Genomic DNA, 17,023 nt, shown 5'->3' on the forward strand with positions numbered 1-17,023 from the left:
TGGGGCTTTTTTACATCTGCCGTTTGGATTAGTTTACTGTAATACTCAATTGGCAGAGCAGCGGATCCCGCCAATACCGAAAATCAGCGCGTGTTGGGAGTTCGAATCTCTCCGCCTTTGCCATATTTCCCTTTTGGGTTAGAAAGCCTCAGTTTCGGTTGAGGTTTTTTGCTATCTAGCGTCAACAAAGATAGATACTTTAGGATTTCCGCCCCAAACTGTCATAAGAATCACGTCATACTGCTTTCCAAAACTTGTAGCGGTTCATATCCAGTAGGGGGAATGATTTTTATGTTCAAGGTTGATTTACGTGACAGCTGTAACTTTTTTAAAGTAATCCTGTTGATGGGACGATATTGCTGAATTTTTTGTCGAAAATTCACTCATTATCGGTAGAATCATGTCATCACTTTTAGGAGAGACTAATGGGTCAATTTTCAATATTGAGCTTTATTGCTCTGGGTGGGGCTTTTGGCGCATGTTCTCGTTACCTAATATCCGAGTTGTGTGTTCAGTTATTCGGCCGGGGCTTTCCATACGGAACGCTCACCGTTAACGTTATTGGCTCTTTTGTTATGGGTCTACTGGTCGCTGCATTTGAAAATGAGATCCTTGCTCCTGAGCCATGGCGGCAAATTATCGGCTTAGGTTTTCTCGGCGCACTAACGACATTTTCCACTTTTTCTATGGATAATGTTCTGCTTATGCAGCAAGGTGCCTTTGTTAAAATGGGGCTAAACATACTATTAAATGTCTTTTTGAGTATTTCTGCTGCTTGGATTGGCTTTCAAGTTTTGATTAAAAGCTAACCAGTTATCACATCTGACTATTTTTAGAACTTACGGCTTGGTTTAACCAAGCCGTTTTTATATACTGATTTCACTTGTCGGAGTGCCTAAAGGCTGAGACCGTTAATTCGGGATCCGTTGAACCTGATCAGATTAGTATCTGCGAAGGGAACGAGAGAAGATATCTCCATCAGCATCATGCTGATCGTCTATCCAAAATTGATTTAGGGTTCTTCCCTATTTTCGATTCCTCTTGTCGCATCTTTCCGCCAAGCATTTTTATCCAAAATTATTCATAATAAGGAAAAATGCTATGTCGAGTCGCAAGCAAGCGAGACTGGAAGCAAAACAATTCATTGATACTCTATCGGTACAGCCGTACCCAAATTCAAAAAAAATCTACGTCGAAGGAAGTCGTGCTGATATTCGTGTACCGATGCGCGAAATCACTCTCGCTGACAGTTTAGTCGGTGGCACAAAAGATAACCCAAGCTTCGAGCCAAACGAGCCTGTACGTGTTTATGATACCTCTGGTTCATACACAGACCCTGATTACTCTATCGACCTTTACAGTGGCTTACCTAAGCTTAGAGAGGGCTGGATTGAAGAGCGAGCAGATACTGAAATTCTTGATGATGTTAGCTCTGTATACACAAAAGAAAGGTTGGAAGACGAGACGCTTGATGATCTGCGCTATGGCAATCTACCCCATATACGACGTGCTAAGGCTGGCCATTGTGTCACTCAACTCCATTACGCACGTAAAGGTGTTATCACGCCAGAGATGGAATATATCGCGCTACGTGAAAATATGGGCCGAGCTAAATATCGCGACGAGGTATTAAACCAACAGCATCCAGGGCACAGCTTTGGTGCTAACCTACCTAAAGACATTACTGCTGAATTTGTTCGACAAGAAGTCGCACAAGGTCGGGCAATTATTCCTTCCAATATTAACCATCCTGAGTCCGAACCAATGATTATCGGCCGGAACTTCTTAGTCAAAGTGAACGCCAATATTGGTAACTCGTCGGTATCGTCGTCAATTGAAGAAGAAGTGGAGAAATTGGTTTGGGCAACGCGTTGGGGTGGCGATACCGTAATGGATTTGTCGACCGGGCGTAATATTCACGAAACTCGAGAATGGATACTGCGGAACAGTCCTGTGCCAATTGGGACGGTTCCTATGTATCAAGCACTAGAAAAGGTTAACGGTGTCGCTGAGGACCTTAATTGGCAAGTGATGCGCGATACGTTGATTGAGCAAGCTGAGCAAGGGGTAGACTACTTTACTATTCACGCAGGGTTATTGTTACGTTATGTGCCAATGACGGCGAAACGTGTCACTGGCATCGTTTCTCGCGGTGGCTCAATCATCGCTAAATGGTGTTTGGCCCATCATCAGGAAAGTTTCCTATATACCAACTTCCGTGAAATTTGCGAAATCTGTGCTAAGTACGATGTAGCACTTTCTCTCGGTGATGGACTGCGTCCGGGCTCAGTTGCCGATGCTAACGATGAAGCGCAGTTTGCAGAGTTACGTACTTTAGGTGAATTGACTAAGATCGCTTGGGAATACGATGTACAGGTCATCATTGAAGGCCCTGGCCATGTACCTATGCATATGATCAAAGAGAATATGGAGGAGCAACTTGAGCACTGTCATGAAGCGCCTTTCTATACCCTTGGTCCTTTGACCACTGATATCGCTCCTGGTTATGACCACATTACTTCCGGGATCGGCGCTGCAATGATCGGTTGGTACGGTTGTGCGATGCTTTGTTATGTCACACCTAAAGAGCACTTGGGGCTACCGAACAAAGAAGATGTAAAGACCGGTTTGATTACTTATAAGCTTGCAGCACATGCCGCTGACTTAGCCAAGGGCCATCCTGGTTCACAAGTGCGTGATAATGCACTGTCTAAAGCTCGCTTTGAATTTAGGTGGGAAGACCAGTTTAACCTTGCCCTTGACCCTGAAACTGCGCGAGCTTTCCATGATGAGACCTTGCCACAGGAGTCAGGTAAGGTCGCTCATTTCTGCTCAATGTGTGGTCCCAAGTTTTGCTCGATGAAAATATCACAAGAGGTGCGAGAGTACGCCAAAGATACTGAGCAAGTTGCTGCAGACCATGCTGTATCTATCAAGATGTTGGATGACCCGCTTGAAGGTATGCGTCAGAAATCACAAGAATTTCTCGCTACGGGTTCAGAACTATATCACCCAGCTGTGACGGCTCAAGTGGAGGAGTGATGACTAAAATCCTTATTCCTGCTGATTGTATTGAGCTTACAGGTATTGTTCAGCAATGCTTATTACGAGCGAATCAACAAGGATTTATAGTCGATGGTATTGAGTTGGGCGTAAGTCCAACTCATACCATTTTAGTCGCTAAGCACAATGGCACTATTGGTTTGTTGGCAGATCTGTATACAGATTTGGCTCCTTGTGAAAGCCAAGACTATTTATCCTCTTACGTCCTTAGCTATAACAGTACTATTCCGTTGTCGCATTGCTCCGAGCAAGCGATAAACACAGTGTGTTTAGCTGTTCGAGACGGTAACCGTTACCTAGATATCTGGCATCATCCATTAACTAATGAAACTCGAGCTCTATATTTTGATTCAGTTAATGAAGCGAACAATACTCATCACTTGGCTTGGGTTACGACCCTGTTTGCTCTCGATTTTCCGCTTGAAGACTGTTTGACCTTGGCGCGTGCAATGAGCAATGTTTCACGTGAAACATGGGCTCATGACTACAGACAATTCCCCACGCCAGTTATTGAAGATTCACGCCTAGGCATCAAAGTGGGCTGGGGAGTAAATCAACATAAGATTCAATTTAAAACTGTAACGGATCGCAACTTGGGGCTCTATCCTGTCGTTGATAGTGTTGATTGGGTAGAACGATTGCTGCAACTAGGTGTAAAAACCATTCAACTTAGGATTAAGAACCCAGATCAAGAGGACTTGGAGCAACAGATAAAGCGAACGATTGAACTTGGAAGGCAGTATGGGGCACAAGTCTTTATCAATGACTATTGGAAGCTTGCAATAGAGCACGGTGCATACGGTGTTCACTTGGGTCAAGAAGACTTAGAACAATCTAATCTAAAACTACTCTACGATGCTGGTATTAGACTTGGACTTTCGACACACGGCTATTACGAGCTGCTTCGAATTGTTCAGATTGCGCCGAGTTATATCGCATTGGGCCATATCTTTGCTACCACAACCAAGCAAATGCCGTCTGAACCTCAAGGACTGGTGCGCTTGGCTCTGTATCAAAAGCTAATCAATAGCATACCTTATGTTGACGATGTTGGTGTGCCAACCGTTGCGATTGGTGGTATCGACCTAACCAACGCCAGTAATGTATGGCAATGTGGTGTATCGAGCTTAGCTGTGGTTAGGGCGATTACCTTATCTCCTGAACCGCAAAGTGTGATTCAAGCATTTAACCATGTTATGGCCACTCGTGCGCATAGCAAGGAGTTAAGTTATGTTGAGTGATAGTGCGTTTCTAAGATACCAACGACAAATCGCGTTGCCAGAGATTGGCGAGGTTGGGCAATCAAGGCTAAACCGTTGTTCGGTTCTGATCATCGGTTGTGGCGGATTGGGCAGTGCTGCTGGTATGTATTTGGCTGCTGCTGGTGTTGGCAATTTAGTGATCAGCGATGATGACATTGTTGAAACCAGTAACTTACAGCGACAAGTCATCTATAGAGAAAGTGACATCAACAGCAACAAAGTCGATGCAATGGCAAATCAGATGCAGAGCATCAACGGTCAACTCAATGTACGTAAGTTAAATCGGCGATTGAATGAGGACCAACTTAATTTAGAAGTGATGATGGCTGATGCGGTGTTAGATTGCAGCGATAACTTACCAACGCGGCATTTGATTAACCGGATCTGTCATCGTCAAGCTAAACCGCTAATTTCCGGCTCAGCAATTGGTTGGCGGGGGCAATTTGCCGTATTTAATTTCGTCCAATCCACAACGGGTTGCTACCAGTGTTTGGTTCCCGAGGAAGATTTTGACCGCGCATTAAAGTGCAGTGATAGCGGTATTATCGGCCCAGTCGTTGGCACGATAGGTAACTATCAAGCGTTAGCTACGTTGCAAGTGTTGGCGTTAGATGACGTCGGTTTCAAATCCAATCAATTACATCTATTCGATGGTAAGAGCCTCAAATGGCAAACCTTAACCATTAGGTCTGACACTGAATGTAGAGTATGTGCACAGCATAAAAAAGCGAGTTGAAATATGGAAACGGTTCGAATTCTGATAAATGACCAAGCTCATCATGTGCAACCAAACCGATCGCTTACCGCGATTATTGAACAGCTTTCGTTACCCGAAATTGGCTGCGTATTTGCGATTAACAATACGGTTATACCGCGTAGTGAATGGTCAATTACGCACTTAAATGAAGGTGATGCTATCTCACTCTTTCAAGCTATCGCAGGAGGGTAATTGGATGTTGACGATTGCTAACAAAACCTTTCAGTCACGCCTGTTCACGGGAACGGGTAAGTTTGCTAATAGCCAAATAATGGCAGATTCGATTAAAGCTTCGGGCTCTCAGCTGTCAACAATGGCACTCAAGCGCGTCGACGTGAACAATCAACAAGATGACATTCTTAAGCCGCTTGTCGATATGGGAGTTGATTTATTGCCAAATACGTCAGGGGCGAGGAACGCCAAAGATGCCATTTTTGCAGCTCACCTCGCGCGTGAAGCGCTTGGTACCAACTGGTTGAAATTGGAAATTCATCCTGACCCAAAATACTTAATGCCAGATCCGATTGAGACCCTATTGGCAGCCGAGCAACTGGTTAAAGATGGTTTTGTGGTGTTACCTTACTGCCATGCTGACCCGGTTTTGTGCAAACGTTTAGAACAAGTTGGTTGCGCCGCAGTCATGCCGCTAGGTGCGCCAATAGGCTCAAACAAGGGAATAGCATCTCATGACTTCATTGAGATTATTATCGACCAAGCTAAGATTCCGGTCATTGTTGATGCTGGAATTGGAGCTCCTTCTCATGCGGCAAGGGCGATGGAGATGGGTGCCGACGCTGTTCTGGTCAATACTGCAATTGCCGCTGCCGCAGATCCAGTTGCTATGGCGAGAGCGTTCAAATTGGCAGTAGAAGCAGGGAGCATCGCGTATCAAGCCGGTTTGGCTGGTAAGGTGTCACACGCGGTTGCCTCGAGTCCGTTGACTTCGTTTCTGAATAACTAGAGTGAGAGCTGGACATGAGTTTCGTCGAACACTTTAAACAGTTGGATTGGGACGATATCAACTTATCAATTAACAGCAAAACCAGCGTTGATGTTGAGCGTGCATTAAGTAAACCCAAGCGCGATTTGGAGGATTTTAAAGCACTGATTTCTCCGGCAGCGGAAGGCTATCTTGAACAAATGGCACAACAGTCGTTTGCTCTGACTCGTAAGCGATTTGGCCATACCATGTCGCTTTATATTCCCCTGTACTTGTCTAACCTTTGTGCTAATGCGTGTACCTACTGTGGCTTTTCGATGGAGAACCGCATTAAGCGTAGAACGCTCAATCAACAAGAGATCGATGCAGAGATTGATGCTATTAAGCAAATGAAGTTTGATAGCGTGCTACTGGTAACAGGCGAACACGAAACTAAAGTAGGAATGAACTATTTTCGTCAGGTGTTACCGCAGATCAAACAACGCTTCAATTATCTTGCGATGGAAGTTCAACCGCTTAAGCAAGAAGAGTATGCAGAGTTGAAAGCCTTAGGCTTAGATGCGGTGATGGTCTATCAAGAAACCTATCATCCATCAACTTATGCTCAGCACCATTTACGTGGTAATAAAATGGATTTTGAGTTTCGGCTCGATACTCCTGATCGCTTAGCGAAAGCAGGGATCGATAAGATTGGTATCGGCGCACTGATTGGGCTTGAGGACTGGCGCACTGATTGTTTTTTTACCGCTGCGCATCTCGATTATTTGGAACGAACCTACTGGCAAACTCGATATTCGATTTCATTTCCTCGCTTAAGGCCGTGTGCAGGAGCACTGCAGCCAAAATCGGTAATGAGTGACAAGCAACTGGTCCAACTTATTTGCGCATATCGTTTGTTTAACCCTGAAGTGGAGTTATCTCTATCAACTCGAGAGTCGCCAGAGTTCCGTGATAATGTGTTGCCGCTTGGAATTACGTCGATGTCAGCGGCATCGAAAACGCAACCTGGCGGGTATGCGAATGATGCCACTGAGCTGGAACAGTTTGAGATCAGTGATGAACGGAGTGCCGCATCGGTCGAATCAATAATTCGTTCAAGAGGGTTTGATCCGGTATGGCGAGATTGGCATTCGGCATACTCCGGCTAGTTAGTGTTTCACGTGAAACATAAAAAAGGGATTGATGTACACATCAATCCCTTTTGCATATCTTAAATAAAGAAAGCCTTAGTTATGGACTAGCGGCTGGGTTGCTGCGTGTAACCATTGTTTCACGTCACCTTCTACCAGCGCGCTGATGTCGTCCCATACTTTTTGATGGTAGTCGTTGAGCCAAGCTAGTTCAGGTCGGGTCAACATATCAACGTTAATGTTTCGTTTGTCGATAGGGCAACGCGTTAAAGACTCAAACGACAGCACAGAGAAGTCGCCGTTGGTCGGAGTTTCTACAACCAACTCTAGGTTCTCAATGCGAATGCCAAATGCATCGGCGCGGTAGTAACCTGGTTCATTCGATAGCACCATGCCTTCAGTGAGTGGCACATCGATAAGGCGCTTCGAAATACTTGCAGGCCCTTCATGGACACTCAGAAAATGACCGACGCCGTGGCCTGTGCCATGGTCATAGTCGTAACCTTCAGCCCATAAATGCTGACGCGCTAGGGTATCAATTTGGTAGCCACGGGTCTCTTTAGGAAAACGTGCGCGAGCAACACCAATATGACCTTTCAATGCCAAGGTAAATTGCTTGATCATTTCATCGCTCGGCTGGCCGATGGCGATGGTCCGCGTGATATCAGTGGTGCCATCTAAGTACTGACCACCAGAATCGACAAGATACAAGGTGTTAAGCTCGAGCTTTCCTGGCTGAGGTTGGTTGTCATGATTGTAATGACACATTGCCGCATTGCTCCCAGCTGCGGAAATGGTATCAAAGCTGAGATCCATTAAGGTTGGATCTAGCTGACGAAATGCTTCGAGCTTGTCAGCCAGCGTTGCTTCGTCATGAAGGTTTCCTGCTAGCACTTCGGCATCTAACCAGCAGAGGAACTTGGTCATTGCGACACCATCACGGATATGACACGCTTTCATTCCTGCAATTTCGACGGCGTTTTTAGCGGCTTTGGGCATCAAACAAGGGTCGGCCGCGTTCACCACGTTAGCCCCTGCATTTTGTAATATCAGTTTAAACCATGCATTGCTGGTTGTTGGATCAAGCAAGACCTTCTGACCTTGTAGTGCTTCAAGGCGAGTTTGCAATGCGTCAGGATGATGAACCGTTACCTTGCTGCCAACATGTTGGTAAAAGTTACTTGGAAGACGTGCTGGGTCTAAAAAGTATTCGACGCTAGCGTCAGCGTGAATAATGGCATGAGAGAGCAATACCGGTAAGTGTGATACGTCCAATCCGCGCACATTGAGCAGCCAACAGATGGAGTCCAATGCCGTGATGACCGCGCTATCAGCTCCGGCATTTTCAACACGTTGAGCAATCTCTTGGCGCTTGCTTTGACTGGATTGACCAACCGCTTCGGTTGCCATTAATCGAACGTCAGACACTACGGGTGCTGGGCGGTCGTGCCACAACTCGTCAATGGGATTACTGTCAAGAATCTTAAGCTCTAGTGATGCCGCGAGTTTTGCTTGCGCCATTTCCAACCATGCTGAATTATGCATACGGGGATCGATGGCGATGGAAGCGCCTTTAGTGAGTTTTTGCATCACCCAGTCGAGAGCGGGCTCTTCAATAAGATGACGATACTCGAATTGTTCTGCCGGTACTTCTTTTGTTACTTGAACGGTATAACGGCCATCAACAAAAATAGCGGCATTATCTTGAGTAATAACAGCGACGCCCGCAGAACCGGTGAATCCGGTGAGCCAGTGGAGACGCTCGTTATGAGCCGGAACATACTCACCGAGATATTCATCTTCGTGAGGAACCAGTAGGGCATCAATATCACGTTGTGCGAGCCACTGACGAATGGCTGTCAAACGCTGTTCAGTATTGGTAAGCATCGAAATTAATCCTTCATTTGTTATAACGTCCTTATCAACGACATCTAATCGCTCGGACAATGCGACTAAGCTACTCTTTTTGCGCGCTAGCTGCAAATGATCTCAAATCGATGGTTTTGTCACTGATAATCTGTCGAATCCACGACAGAGCAGGATCATTCTCTCTATCACGATGCCAAAATAGGGTATACGCCATGGGAGGAAATTCCATCGGTAATGGCAGCATGGTGAGGTTCAGCTGCTTTGAGGCCAACTCAACAAAGTGGCTAGGGGCCGTGAAAACAAAATCAGTATAAGAACACAGACTCGCGGCGCTATTAAAGTCGGGGACAGTAATGCCAATATCACGCTCTTTGCCCATATCCGCGAGACGGTAATCGAGCAGCCAGCGCTCATTACCATCGCAGCGCACTTGAACGTGGCGCTGGGCAAGGTAGTTATTGAGCGTCCAAGGCTGGTTGATTGCAGGGTGGTTGTTACGCACAAGGCACATCTGGCGGTCACGATAGATCTCATGCTCACAAATGTCGCTTGGCGGCAGCATGGTCAGCTTAGCGTCATTGATATCAATATCTTTACCTGTGATACCTAAATCGATCTCGCCCCGTTGAATGCGGCGGAAGGTGTCATCTGCCCACGCATGGGTACTAATTGTGACCTGAGGCGCCTGTTTGAAAATTTCAGGAAGAAAATGTGGCAAAATCAGCGGATAAACACTTTCAACGGCCGCAATTTGGTAACGATAATCGCTGCAACTTGGCAGAAACACCTCTGGTTGAGTCAGTTGCTCTAATTGATTGATAATGATTTCGAGTTTGGGTTTTAAGAACAGAGCTTTGGGTGTCGGCTTTAATCCGTGGGCATGGCGAATAAAGAGTGCGTCATCAAATTGGTTGCGCAGTTTGGCCAGGTTTTTACTGACCGCCGACTGACTAAGACACAGTCGATGCGCAGTGCGGGTAACATTAAGCTCTTCAATCAAAACGCGTAAACAAACCAGCAAATTGAGGTCAATTCGCGCCAACTTTTCAATATTCATAAGAAATTCTCTACCGGAATAATGCTGATGACTAATTATCATTGGTGGGCATATCTAGTTTAGACTACTATCAAGCCGTTTTCATTAGTCATTATTCAGCGGAGATAGAAGTGCAATCGATCCATTACCCAGTACCCAAAAAGCAGCAATTAGTGTTGTTGACTCTTTTGGTTCTATTTAGTCCATTAGCGATTGATATCTATCTACCAGCATTGCCAATTATTTCAGAGACGTTCCACGTGGAACATGCATTGGCACAAGACACAATTACATGGTTTCTGTTTGCGATGGGGGTCGGCCAGTTATTCGCTGGGCCACTTGCAGACAAACTCGGACGTCGAACTGTTGCATTGGGGGGCGTTAGTATCTACGCAGTGAGCGCTTTATTGGCGTGGAGTGCTCAAAACATTGAGTGGATGCTCGCAGCCCGTTTGCTACAAGGCTTAGGTGCGTGTGCGACATCGGTAGCAGCCTTTGCAACAGTTCGCGATATGTTTGGTCCGCAAAAGAGCGGCAAGATGATCAGCTACCTCAATGGCGCGATCTGCTTTATTCCAGCACTGGCGCCGATTTTGGGCAGTTGGCTGACTCAACAATTTGGCTGGCGTGCGAACTTTAGTTTTATGGCGGGTTTCGCTGTTGTGGTGTTCACGATGTTATGGCTTGGGATGAAAGAGACCAATCCTGAAATGAGCAAAGAGCCGGTGTTTAAATTAAATCGCTATCTTGATGTGGTGAAAACACCATCATTCCTATTTCATGCGAGTTTGTGCATGTTAGCGATGGCCGTCATCCTTGGCTATGTAACATCCGCGCCAGTGGTTTTGATGGAAAATCTTGGTTTAACGATGAACCAATTCACCTTCTGGTTTGGGATTAACGCCGTGATCAACATTATTGCTTGTATGGCTGCACCTAGGTTTATGGACCGTTTTGGCACTCACTTAGCGCTAACAGTCGGTATTGTTACCTTGGTCATCGCTGGATTTATGATGCTCGCGTTAATGGAATATGCGACAGCGCTGGCCTTTATGTTGCCAATCTTCTTCTCTTCGATTGGCTTTGCTTGGATTCTAGGTGCGGCGGCAGGCAAAGCATTAGCCCCATTTGGTGATAAAGCGGGTACTGCAGCGGCACTGCTTGGCTTATTCCAGATGAGTGGTTCGGGCCTTGTTGTTGGAACCGTGCAGCGTCTTGGTATGGAACCGCAAATAGTGATTGCCACTTTAATGCTAATTGTAGCACCTGCGCTGGCAATCTTATGGTCGAGAGCCGGCAAAACTTGGCATTATGCGGTGGCATAATCTGGTTAGACAAGCCTTGATAAACAATATAAACGCTGTATATTTGAGCTTCAAATATCGAGTTATGTGGAAACAACACAACGATGTCAATGACAACCTACGAGATGGCTCGTATTTTGGAGCAACTTGAACAAGCTCCAGAAAAAGTAATGTTTGGTCGAATCTTAAACGAGTTAGGCAGTCAAAGTGGTGAGCGTATTCGCAGCGCAGCCAAGCAAGTTCCTTTACCAGTACTACGCGATATGGTGTATCAGTTTCAACAAGTGATTGAATCACGTAAAGATGAGCGCGTTGATTCACTCGCCAAAGAGATCGCCGAGCAAGGCATCTCGGTTGACGATCTCAAGCTCTACTTAGCCAATAAAAAATAGCTCGACAGTAAAGACTGATAAGCTCGCCTATCGAAAATAGGCGAGCTTTTTTATGGGTTCACATTGCGGTTGATAGGATTTTGCAGTGAGATAAGGGTCTCAGTTGACTGTACTTCATCAATGGCTTGGAGCTTATCGATCAAGACATGCTGTAGCTCTTCGATAGAGCGACACATTAATTTGACGAAAATATTATAAGCACCTGTGGTGTAGTAAGCTTCGACGACTTCTTCTAAAGCGTTGAGCTTTTCCAGTGCAGAGTGGTAATCACGCGCCGCATTAAGGTTGATGCCGATAAAGCAACATACGTCATAGCCAAGCTTTTTGGTATCGACGATCACTTCGGTGCCTTGAATGATATCGCCAGACTTCATCTTTTCTATTCGTACGTGAATCGTCGCTGGGCTTACTTCAAACTGCTTTGCCATTTCTGCATAAGGCGTACGAGCATCTTCCATCAAGGTTTTTAAAATAGCTTTGTCTAAATCATCCAGTTTGGTGTGTTGAGCTTGCATGGAAGTCCTTGTTATTTAAGTTTGCTGGTTGGGTTAAGTACAAATTATCACCAAGGTGATACAATTATATCTATACTCGATTGTTTTAGAGAGCTATTTTGCTGCGTTTCTGCCTTCTACTCATTATTGCTTTTTGCACCGTCTCGGCGAATGCGGATGAAAATGACATCCTTGTGGTGCATTCATATCATCAGGGCTTATTTTGGACAGACTCATTTCAATATGGCTTTGAACAACAGCTCGCCCCTTATAACCTTTCGACTCGAATTTTATACCTCGACACCAAACGCTCGCAGAGTGAACAATATTTAGATCAACTCTATTTATTGTACAAGACTAAATTTGAACAAGAGGCGTTTAAAGCGATTGTTGTCAGTGATAACAATGCCCTCAATCTGATCAACAAGCTAGGTGACGTGATTGGGGATACGCCAGTGATTTTTGGTGGCATCAATCATTACGAACCTTACTTACATCGCAATCTTAATGCGACAGGTGTTATCGAGAACGTCGATATTGCCGCCAACATCGCGCTTATCGAGCGAATCCAACCCGATATTGATTCGATTTACTTCATTAGCGATCATTCGGTAACCGGCGCTGCGGCGCGTGCTGACATTGGGGCGTTTCTAATTTCAAACACTGGCTATGAGGGAAAGTTAGTGTCGTACATTCCTGATGACTTTGAGCAACTGCTTGATTTTATCTCCAAGCTTGATCAACGAGCTGCGGTAATTTTTTGGCTTTACAATCGTACTCGAACGGGTGATGTAATTTCTGATAGCACCTTATGGGAGGAGCTCAATCAAGCCTCCAAAGCACCGATTTATATGGCGCATGATTATGGGCTGGGGTTTGGCGCTGTTGGCGGGGTCATTCAAGGCGGCACACAACATGGTCAGCAAACAGCAAAGGTATTGTTGAAAGTGCTTAACAACTTAAATGGCCCGTTACCGCCAGTTGAGATGGGTATTTCTGAGATAAAGCTCGATTATAACGCGGTTCAGAAGTGGGGGCTTGGTGTTGAGGGAGAGCCTGCGGCGGCACTGTTTAACCGACCACAAACCTTCACTGAAAAATATCATCGTCAGTTAGAGGCCATTGGCGTGACCATGGCGTTATTGATCATTGTGATATTGGGATTGGTTTATTATTTACGCCAGATTAAGCGCAGTGAACAACTCGCCAAAGAGAGCCAAACCTTAATTGAAATGGTGTTTGACCAAAGCTATCACTTTATTGGAGTACTTGATGGTCAGGGTTTGCTGCTGTCTAGTAACCGAAAATTGCATGACCTACTGTATGATCAAAGCTTCCGCGTTGACCGCCCGATCTGGCAGCACCCCCATTGGGAAAATAATTCTGCGCAATCTATCGAGCGGTATTTCAATCAAGATCACCAAGTACAAAATGCGCAATTTGAAGTTGAAATCTGGCATGCAGAGCTTGGGGCGATTGTCTTAGAGCTATCGCTTAAACCGATACCATCGCAGAAAAATGGCGCTCAGTTCTTGTTTGAGGCAAGGGATATTACCTCGCGTAAAATCACCGAAGAGCGTCTGTTCCAGCGCGAAACTAATCTCAGCCATTACTACGATCAACAGCCAGTAATGATGGTCACGCTAGATGAGCATAATCGTATTCAACAAGCGAACCAGTTTGCCGAGCAATTGCTTGGTTATTGTGCGGATGACATCTTAGGTCATCGCCTCAGGGAGTTTTATCTTCATGCCGATGCTTTAATTCCGCGGCAAGTGTTGTTGCAACCCAAGCAAGCTATCAATGGTGTGTGGCGCCGTGATATTGAATATCGCCATGCCGATGGTCAGACCGTGTGGATTCGCGAAAATATCAGGCCGTTGGTCGAAACGGGCCATTTACTCATTGTGGGAGAGGATGTAACGGAAACGCGCGCATTAGCAGAACAGCTCAAATATCAGGCCGAACACGATCTTCTAACAGGTTCTTATAGCCGTAACTTTTTTGAAAATGCGCTCAAGCAAGCACTTAAAGATGTGAGTGATGATACCCGTACTCACGCCATGCTTTACATTGACTTAGACCAACTTAAGGTGCTCAACGATACCGCTGGTCACGAAGCGGGCGATGCGGCGATCCAATTCTGTGCCAGCATGCTTGAAGAGGTATTGCCATACAACACCATTCTCGCGCGTATGGGCGGTGATGAGTTTGCGATCCTGCTTAAAGATTGTACTGAGCTCGACGCCAAAAGGCTGGCGAGTATGATCATCAATACCCTAAGTGAACACGCTTTTCTTTGGGAAGATATTCGCCTCAACTTAACCTGCTCAATTGGTATTCGGCTGATAGATCATACCGCTGCATCACCTCAAATGGTTCATGCTCAAGCAGACACCGCGTGTCATGCGGCAAAAGAAGAGGGACGTAATCGTTTTAACATGTATTGTTTGGATGACGTGGAGCTGCGCCGGCGTGAGCAAGAGATGAATAGCGTCAACCTAGTGCACAATGCGTTAGCAAATCAGCGTATTGAACTGTTTGCCCAGCAAATTCTAGGTCTATCAAACGATGATGCAGGTATGCACTTTGAAATACTTATTCGCATCAAGAACGCCGAGGGTGACTATATTTCACCAGGAATTTTTATGCCTGCGTCAGAGCGCTATAACATCGCTCATTTACTTGATAAGCAGGTGGTAAGTCAAACACTGGCGTGGTTTGAGCACCATCCTCAGGCTCTTGAAAAACTGTCGTTGTGCTCGATAAACTTGTCGGGTCACTCTATGGGTAACAAGGAATTCATCGCTTACTTGCTAAACACACTGGAACACAGCTCGGTCCCGTGCAGCAAAATCTGTCTTGAAATTACGGAAACGGCTGCGATGAGTAATATGAATCAAGCCATCGCGTTTTTTACCCAAGTGAAAGCGTTAGGGTGCCAGATTGCGTTAGATGACTTTGGTTCTGGTCTGTCATCGTTTGGCTACCTTAAAAAGTTGCCAGTCGATATTGTCAAAATTGATGGTATTTTTGTCCAAGAAATGGACATCAATGAGGTGGATCACTTAATGGTACGCTCCATTAATGATTTGGCACATAAGATGGGTAAAAAGACCGTCGCCGAGTTTGTTGAAAACCCAGCCATTATCGAACAACTGATTGAGCTTGATGTGGATTATGCCCAAGGTTATTACATCGGCAAACCCAAGCCACTGGCCGAGTTGGTAGAGCAGCTCTCTGCGAGACAGAAAGCTTAGTACCTAGGTGCAAAATCCAGTAAACTGCGTTATCGCTTTAGAGAGACTATTTAGGAACATTCAGTGCAACTACAGCTTCAATGTGAAGATGCGACTCAACGTGATCGTTTTGAACAGATGACCCAACGCTGGGGGCTTAGTCATGACGATCTTAGCCCGTTTGCGCTGGTTCTTACCGAGCAACGTTTGGAGCTGCGCAAACTGGATGAACCTAAGCTTGGTGCGATATATGTCGATTTAGTCGGGGGTGCGGTTGCGCATCGACGCAAGTTTGGTGGAGGCAAGGGTCAAGCGATTGCCAAAGCCGCTGGATTAAACAAAGGTTCAACGCCAACGGTACTAGATGGTACCGCAGGTTTAGGGCGTGATGCGTTTGTATTGGCGTCATTGGGATGTAAAGTCCAGATGGTTGAGCGGCACCCTGTTGTCGCCGCCTTGCTTGATGATGGCTTACAACGCGCCAAACAAGACCCTGAGATCGGCCCGTGGGTATCTGAGCGCATGAGTCTGATTCATGCCTCAAGTCATGATGCGCTCGATAAACTGGCCATTGACCCTAACTTTGCTCGCCCAGATGTGGTGTATCTTGACCCTATGTATCCACACCCAGAGAGCAAGAAAAAGAGCGCGTTGGTCAAAAAAGAGATGCGAGTCTTTCAATCATTAGTGGGACCCGACTTGGACGCTGATGGACTATTAGAACCTGCTTTAGCCCTTGCCAGTAAAAGGGTGGTGGTGAAACGTCCTGATTATGCCGATTGGCTCAATCACCACAAACCGACCATGGCAATAGTGACCAAAAAAAATCGTTTTGATGTTTATGTCAATGCTTCAATGACTTAGTCGAACATGCCACTGTTATGAGCAAATTTTTGCTTGCTTAATCGCAGAGAAATAGAGTATACCTTAGTAAGAATTATTCGTATTCTTGGTTGGGGGTAGCATGGCGAAGCGTTTGTGTAAAATGAATCGCAAACAGAGAGATGAGGATCTGAGTGACCTTTCTCGTTTAGTGGCTCAGCCTAAGTACTTGTGCCGCTCTTGCTCACGTGCATCATCAGACAAGAATACCTTGTGTAAACCGACGTCTATCGCAAGCCTAGCCTCGAACAGCTGCAACCAGACCTCTTTTGTTCAACCGGCGCCCAAGCCCACCAGCTATTCAATCTCATCAATCCAACCTTTAGATAGAGATAAAGCACAAGCCGTCAAAGCAGTGGTTGAGCGAGTCAAACAGAACGTGGCGAATGCAAATAAGCTGACCTTGGCGAACAGTATTGAAATAAACAATGATGTTGATAGCGGCGCTATACCTGAGCTCGATAAAAAAGCGTTAAAGCGTGCCCAAAAAGCCCTCAAGAAGCATTACAAGCTGCAAAAGAAACAACTTAAGCTTGCCAAAAAACAGCGCAAGTTATTAGATAAACAAACTAAGCTAGAGGCAAAACTGGCAGCTTGCAAGCCGATCCCCAACTCGATTAACCCAGTCAATACGGGCCTAGCACTTCATTAATCG

General features: G+C 45.7%; 15 protein-coding genes and 1 riboswitch. Of the genes, 12 read left to right on the forward strand and 3 right to left on the reverse strand.

Annotation, left to right across the window (positions count from 1 at the left end):
* Positions 1-425 precede the first annotated feature (425 nt).
* The 7 genes from crcB to thiH all read left to right on the forward strand — a co-directional run bounded on the left by crcB (position 426) and on the right by thiH (position 7,170).
* Entirely contained in the window at positions 426-809 is a 384-nt protein-coding gene (gene crcB / locus BS19_RS12085; RefSeq protein ID WP_038175552.1) for a fluoride efflux transporter CrcB, read from the forward strand.
* Between the two features lie 68 nt (positions 810-877).
* A riboswitch (TPP riboswitch) is annotated at positions 878-976 on the forward strand.
* A gap of 125 nt (positions 977-1,101) precedes the next feature.
* Positions 1,102-3,042 (forward strand): phosphomethylpyrimidine synthase ThiC, encoded by a 1,941-nt coding sequence (thiC, locus tag BS19_RS12090; protein WP_038175553.1) that lies wholly within the window; start codon positions 1,102-1,104, stop codon positions 3,040-3,042.
* Positions 3,042-4,304 (forward strand): thiamine phosphate synthase, encoded by a 1,263-nt coding sequence (locus BS19_RS12095; protein WP_038175554.1) that lies wholly within the window; start codon positions 3,042-3,044, stop codon positions 4,302-4,304. Before thiC ends, BS19_RS12095 begins: the two co-directional genes overlap by 1 nt.
* Positions 4,294-5,061 (forward strand): HesA/MoeB/ThiF family protein, encoded by a 768-nt coding sequence (locus BS19_RS12100; RefSeq protein WP_038175555.1) that lies wholly within the window; start codon positions 4,294-4,296, stop codon positions 5,059-5,061. Before BS19_RS12095 ends, BS19_RS12100 begins: the two co-directional genes overlap by 11 nt.
* Positions 5,062-5,064: 3 nt before the next feature.
* Positions 5,065-5,274: a sulfur carrier protein ThiS gene (gene thiS, locus BS19_RS12105; protein ID WP_038175556.1), complete on the forward strand. Its 210-nt coding sequence runs from the start codon at positions 5,065-5,067 to the stop codon at positions 5,272-5,274.
* A gap of 4 nt (positions 5,275-5,278) precedes the next feature.
* Positions 5,279-6,043: a thiazole synthase gene (locus tag BS19_RS12110; RefSeq protein WP_038175557.1), complete on the forward strand. Its 765-nt coding sequence runs from the start codon at positions 5,279-5,281 to the stop codon at positions 6,041-6,043.
* Between the two features lie 14 nt (positions 6,044-6,057).
* Entirely contained in the window at positions 6,058-7,170 is a 1,113-nt protein-coding gene (thiH, locus tag BS19_RS12115; RefSeq protein WP_038175558.1) for a 2-iminoacetate synthase ThiH, read from the forward strand.
* 78 nt (positions 7,171-7,248) lie between these two features.
* On the opposite strand, the gene BS19_RS12120 is transcribed toward thiH, so the two are convergent.
* Together BS19_RS12120 and BS19_RS12125 are read right to left on the reverse strand one after the other, a co-directional pair.
* A complete protein-coding gene (locus BS19_RS12120; RefSeq protein ID WP_038175559.1) occupies positions 7,249-9,039 on the reverse strand; it encodes an aminopeptidase P family protein in 1,791 nt (596 codons plus the stop codon).
* A gap of 70 nt (positions 9,040-9,109) precedes the next feature.
* Complete coding sequence (locus BS19_RS12125; protein WP_038175560.1) at positions 9,110-10,078, reverse strand: LysR family transcriptional regulator; 969 nt, start codon at positions 10,076-10,078, stop codon at positions 9,110-9,112.
* Positions 10,079-10,188: 110 nt separating this feature from the next.
* Between BS19_RS12125 and BS19_RS12130 the strand changes: the two genes are divergently transcribed.
* Together BS19_RS12130 and tsrA are read left to right on the forward strand one after the other, a co-directional pair.
* The gene (locus tag BS19_RS12130) at positions 10,189-11,382 is read left to right on the forward strand and encodes a multidrug effflux MFS transporter (RefSeq protein ID WP_038175561.1); all 1,194 of its coding nucleotides are present in this window, start codon (positions 10,189-10,191) and stop codon (positions 11,380-11,382) included.
* Between the two features lie 83 nt (positions 11,383-11,465).
* Positions 11,466-11,753, forward strand: coding sequence for an H-NS-like global regulator TsrA (tsrA, locus tag BS19_RS12135; RefSeq protein ID WP_038175562.1), 288 nt, complete (start codon positions 11,466-11,468; stop codon positions 11,751-11,753).
* A gap of 50 nt (positions 11,754-11,803) precedes the next feature.
* Here the strand turns inward: tsrA and asnC are convergent, their stop codons facing one another.
* On the reverse strand, positions 11,804-12,268 hold the full coding sequence (gene asnC, locus BS19_RS12140) for a transcriptional regulator AsnC (protein WP_038175563.1): 465 nt from the start codon (positions 12,266-12,268) through the stop codon (positions 11,804-11,806).
* Positions 12,269-12,369: 101 nt separating this feature from the next.
* On the opposite strand from asnC, the gene BS19_RS12145 reads away from it, so the two are divergent.
* From BS19_RS12145 to BS19_RS12155, 3 genes are all read left to right on the forward strand, one after another.
* Positions 12,370-15,507 (forward strand): EAL domain-containing protein, encoded by a 3,138-nt coding sequence (locus tag BS19_RS12145; protein ID WP_038175624.1) that lies wholly within the window; start codon positions 12,370-12,372, stop codon positions 15,505-15,507.
* Positions 15,508-15,570: 63 nt separating this feature from the next.
* Positions 15,571-16,350, forward strand: a complete 780-nt coding sequence (locus BS19_RS12150) for a class I SAM-dependent methyltransferase (protein ID WP_038175564.1) — start codon at positions 15,571-15,573, stop codon at positions 16,348-16,350.
* Between the two features lie 100 nt (positions 16,351-16,450).
* Complete coding sequence (locus tag BS19_RS12155) at positions 16,451-17,020, forward strand: hypothetical protein (protein ID WP_038175565.1); 570 nt, start codon at positions 16,451-16,453, stop codon at positions 17,018-17,020.
* The last annotated feature ends 3 nt before the right edge of the window (positions 17,021-17,023 follow it).

It is taken from the genome of Vibrio pacinii DSM 19139 (assembly GCF_000711795.1).
Lineage (GTDB): Bacteria > Pseudomonadota > Gammaproteobacteria > Enterobacterales > Vibrionaceae > Vibrio > Vibrio pacinii.

Excerpts from the sequence above, each read along its gene's own strand:
- crcB (WP_038175552.1), top strand. The coding sequence starts at position 426 with ATGGGTCAATTTTCAATATTGAGCTTTATTGCTCTGGGTGGGGCTTTT.
- thiC (WP_038175553.1), top strand. The coding sequence starts at position 1,102 with ATGTCGAGTCGCAAGCAAGCGAGACTGGAAGCAAAACAATTCATTGAT.
- BS19_RS12095 (WP_038175554.1), top strand. The coding sequence starts at position 3,042 with ATGACTAAAATCCTTATTCCTGCTGATTGTATTGAGCTTACAGGTATT.
- BS19_RS12100 (WP_038175555.1), top strand. The coding sequence starts at position 4,294 with ATGTTGAGTGATAGTGCGTTTCTAAGATACCAACGACAAATCGCGTTG.
- thiS (WP_038175556.1), top strand. The coding sequence starts at position 5,065 with ATGGAAACGGTTCGAATTCTGATAAATGACCAAGCTCATCATGTGCAA.
- BS19_RS12110 (WP_038175557.1), top strand. The coding sequence starts at position 5,279 with ATGTTGACGATTGCTAACAAAACCTTTCAGTCACGCCTGTTCACGGGA.
- thiH (WP_038175558.1), top strand. The coding sequence starts at position 6,058 with ATGAGTTTCGTCGAACACTTTAAACAGTTGGATTGGGACGATATCAAC.
- BS19_RS12120 (WP_038175559.1), bottom strand. The coding sequence starts at position 9,039 with ATGCTTACCAATACTGAACAGCGTTTGACAGCCATTCGTCAGTGGCTC.
- BS19_RS12125 (WP_038175560.1), bottom strand. The coding sequence starts at position 10,078 with ATGAATATTGAAAAGTTGGCGCGAATTGACCTCAATTTGCTGGTTTGT.
- tsrA (WP_038175562.1), top strand. The coding sequence starts at position 11,466 with ATGTCAATGACAACCTACGAGATGGCTCGTATTTTGGAGCAACTTGAA.
- asnC (WP_038175563.1), bottom strand. The coding sequence starts at position 12,268 with ATGCAAGCTCAACACACCAAACTGGATGATTTAGACAAAGCTATTTTA.
- BS19_RS12155 (WP_038175565.1), top strand. The coding sequence starts at position 16,451 with ATGGCGAAGCGTTTGTGTAAAATGAATCGCAAACAGAGAGATGAGGAT.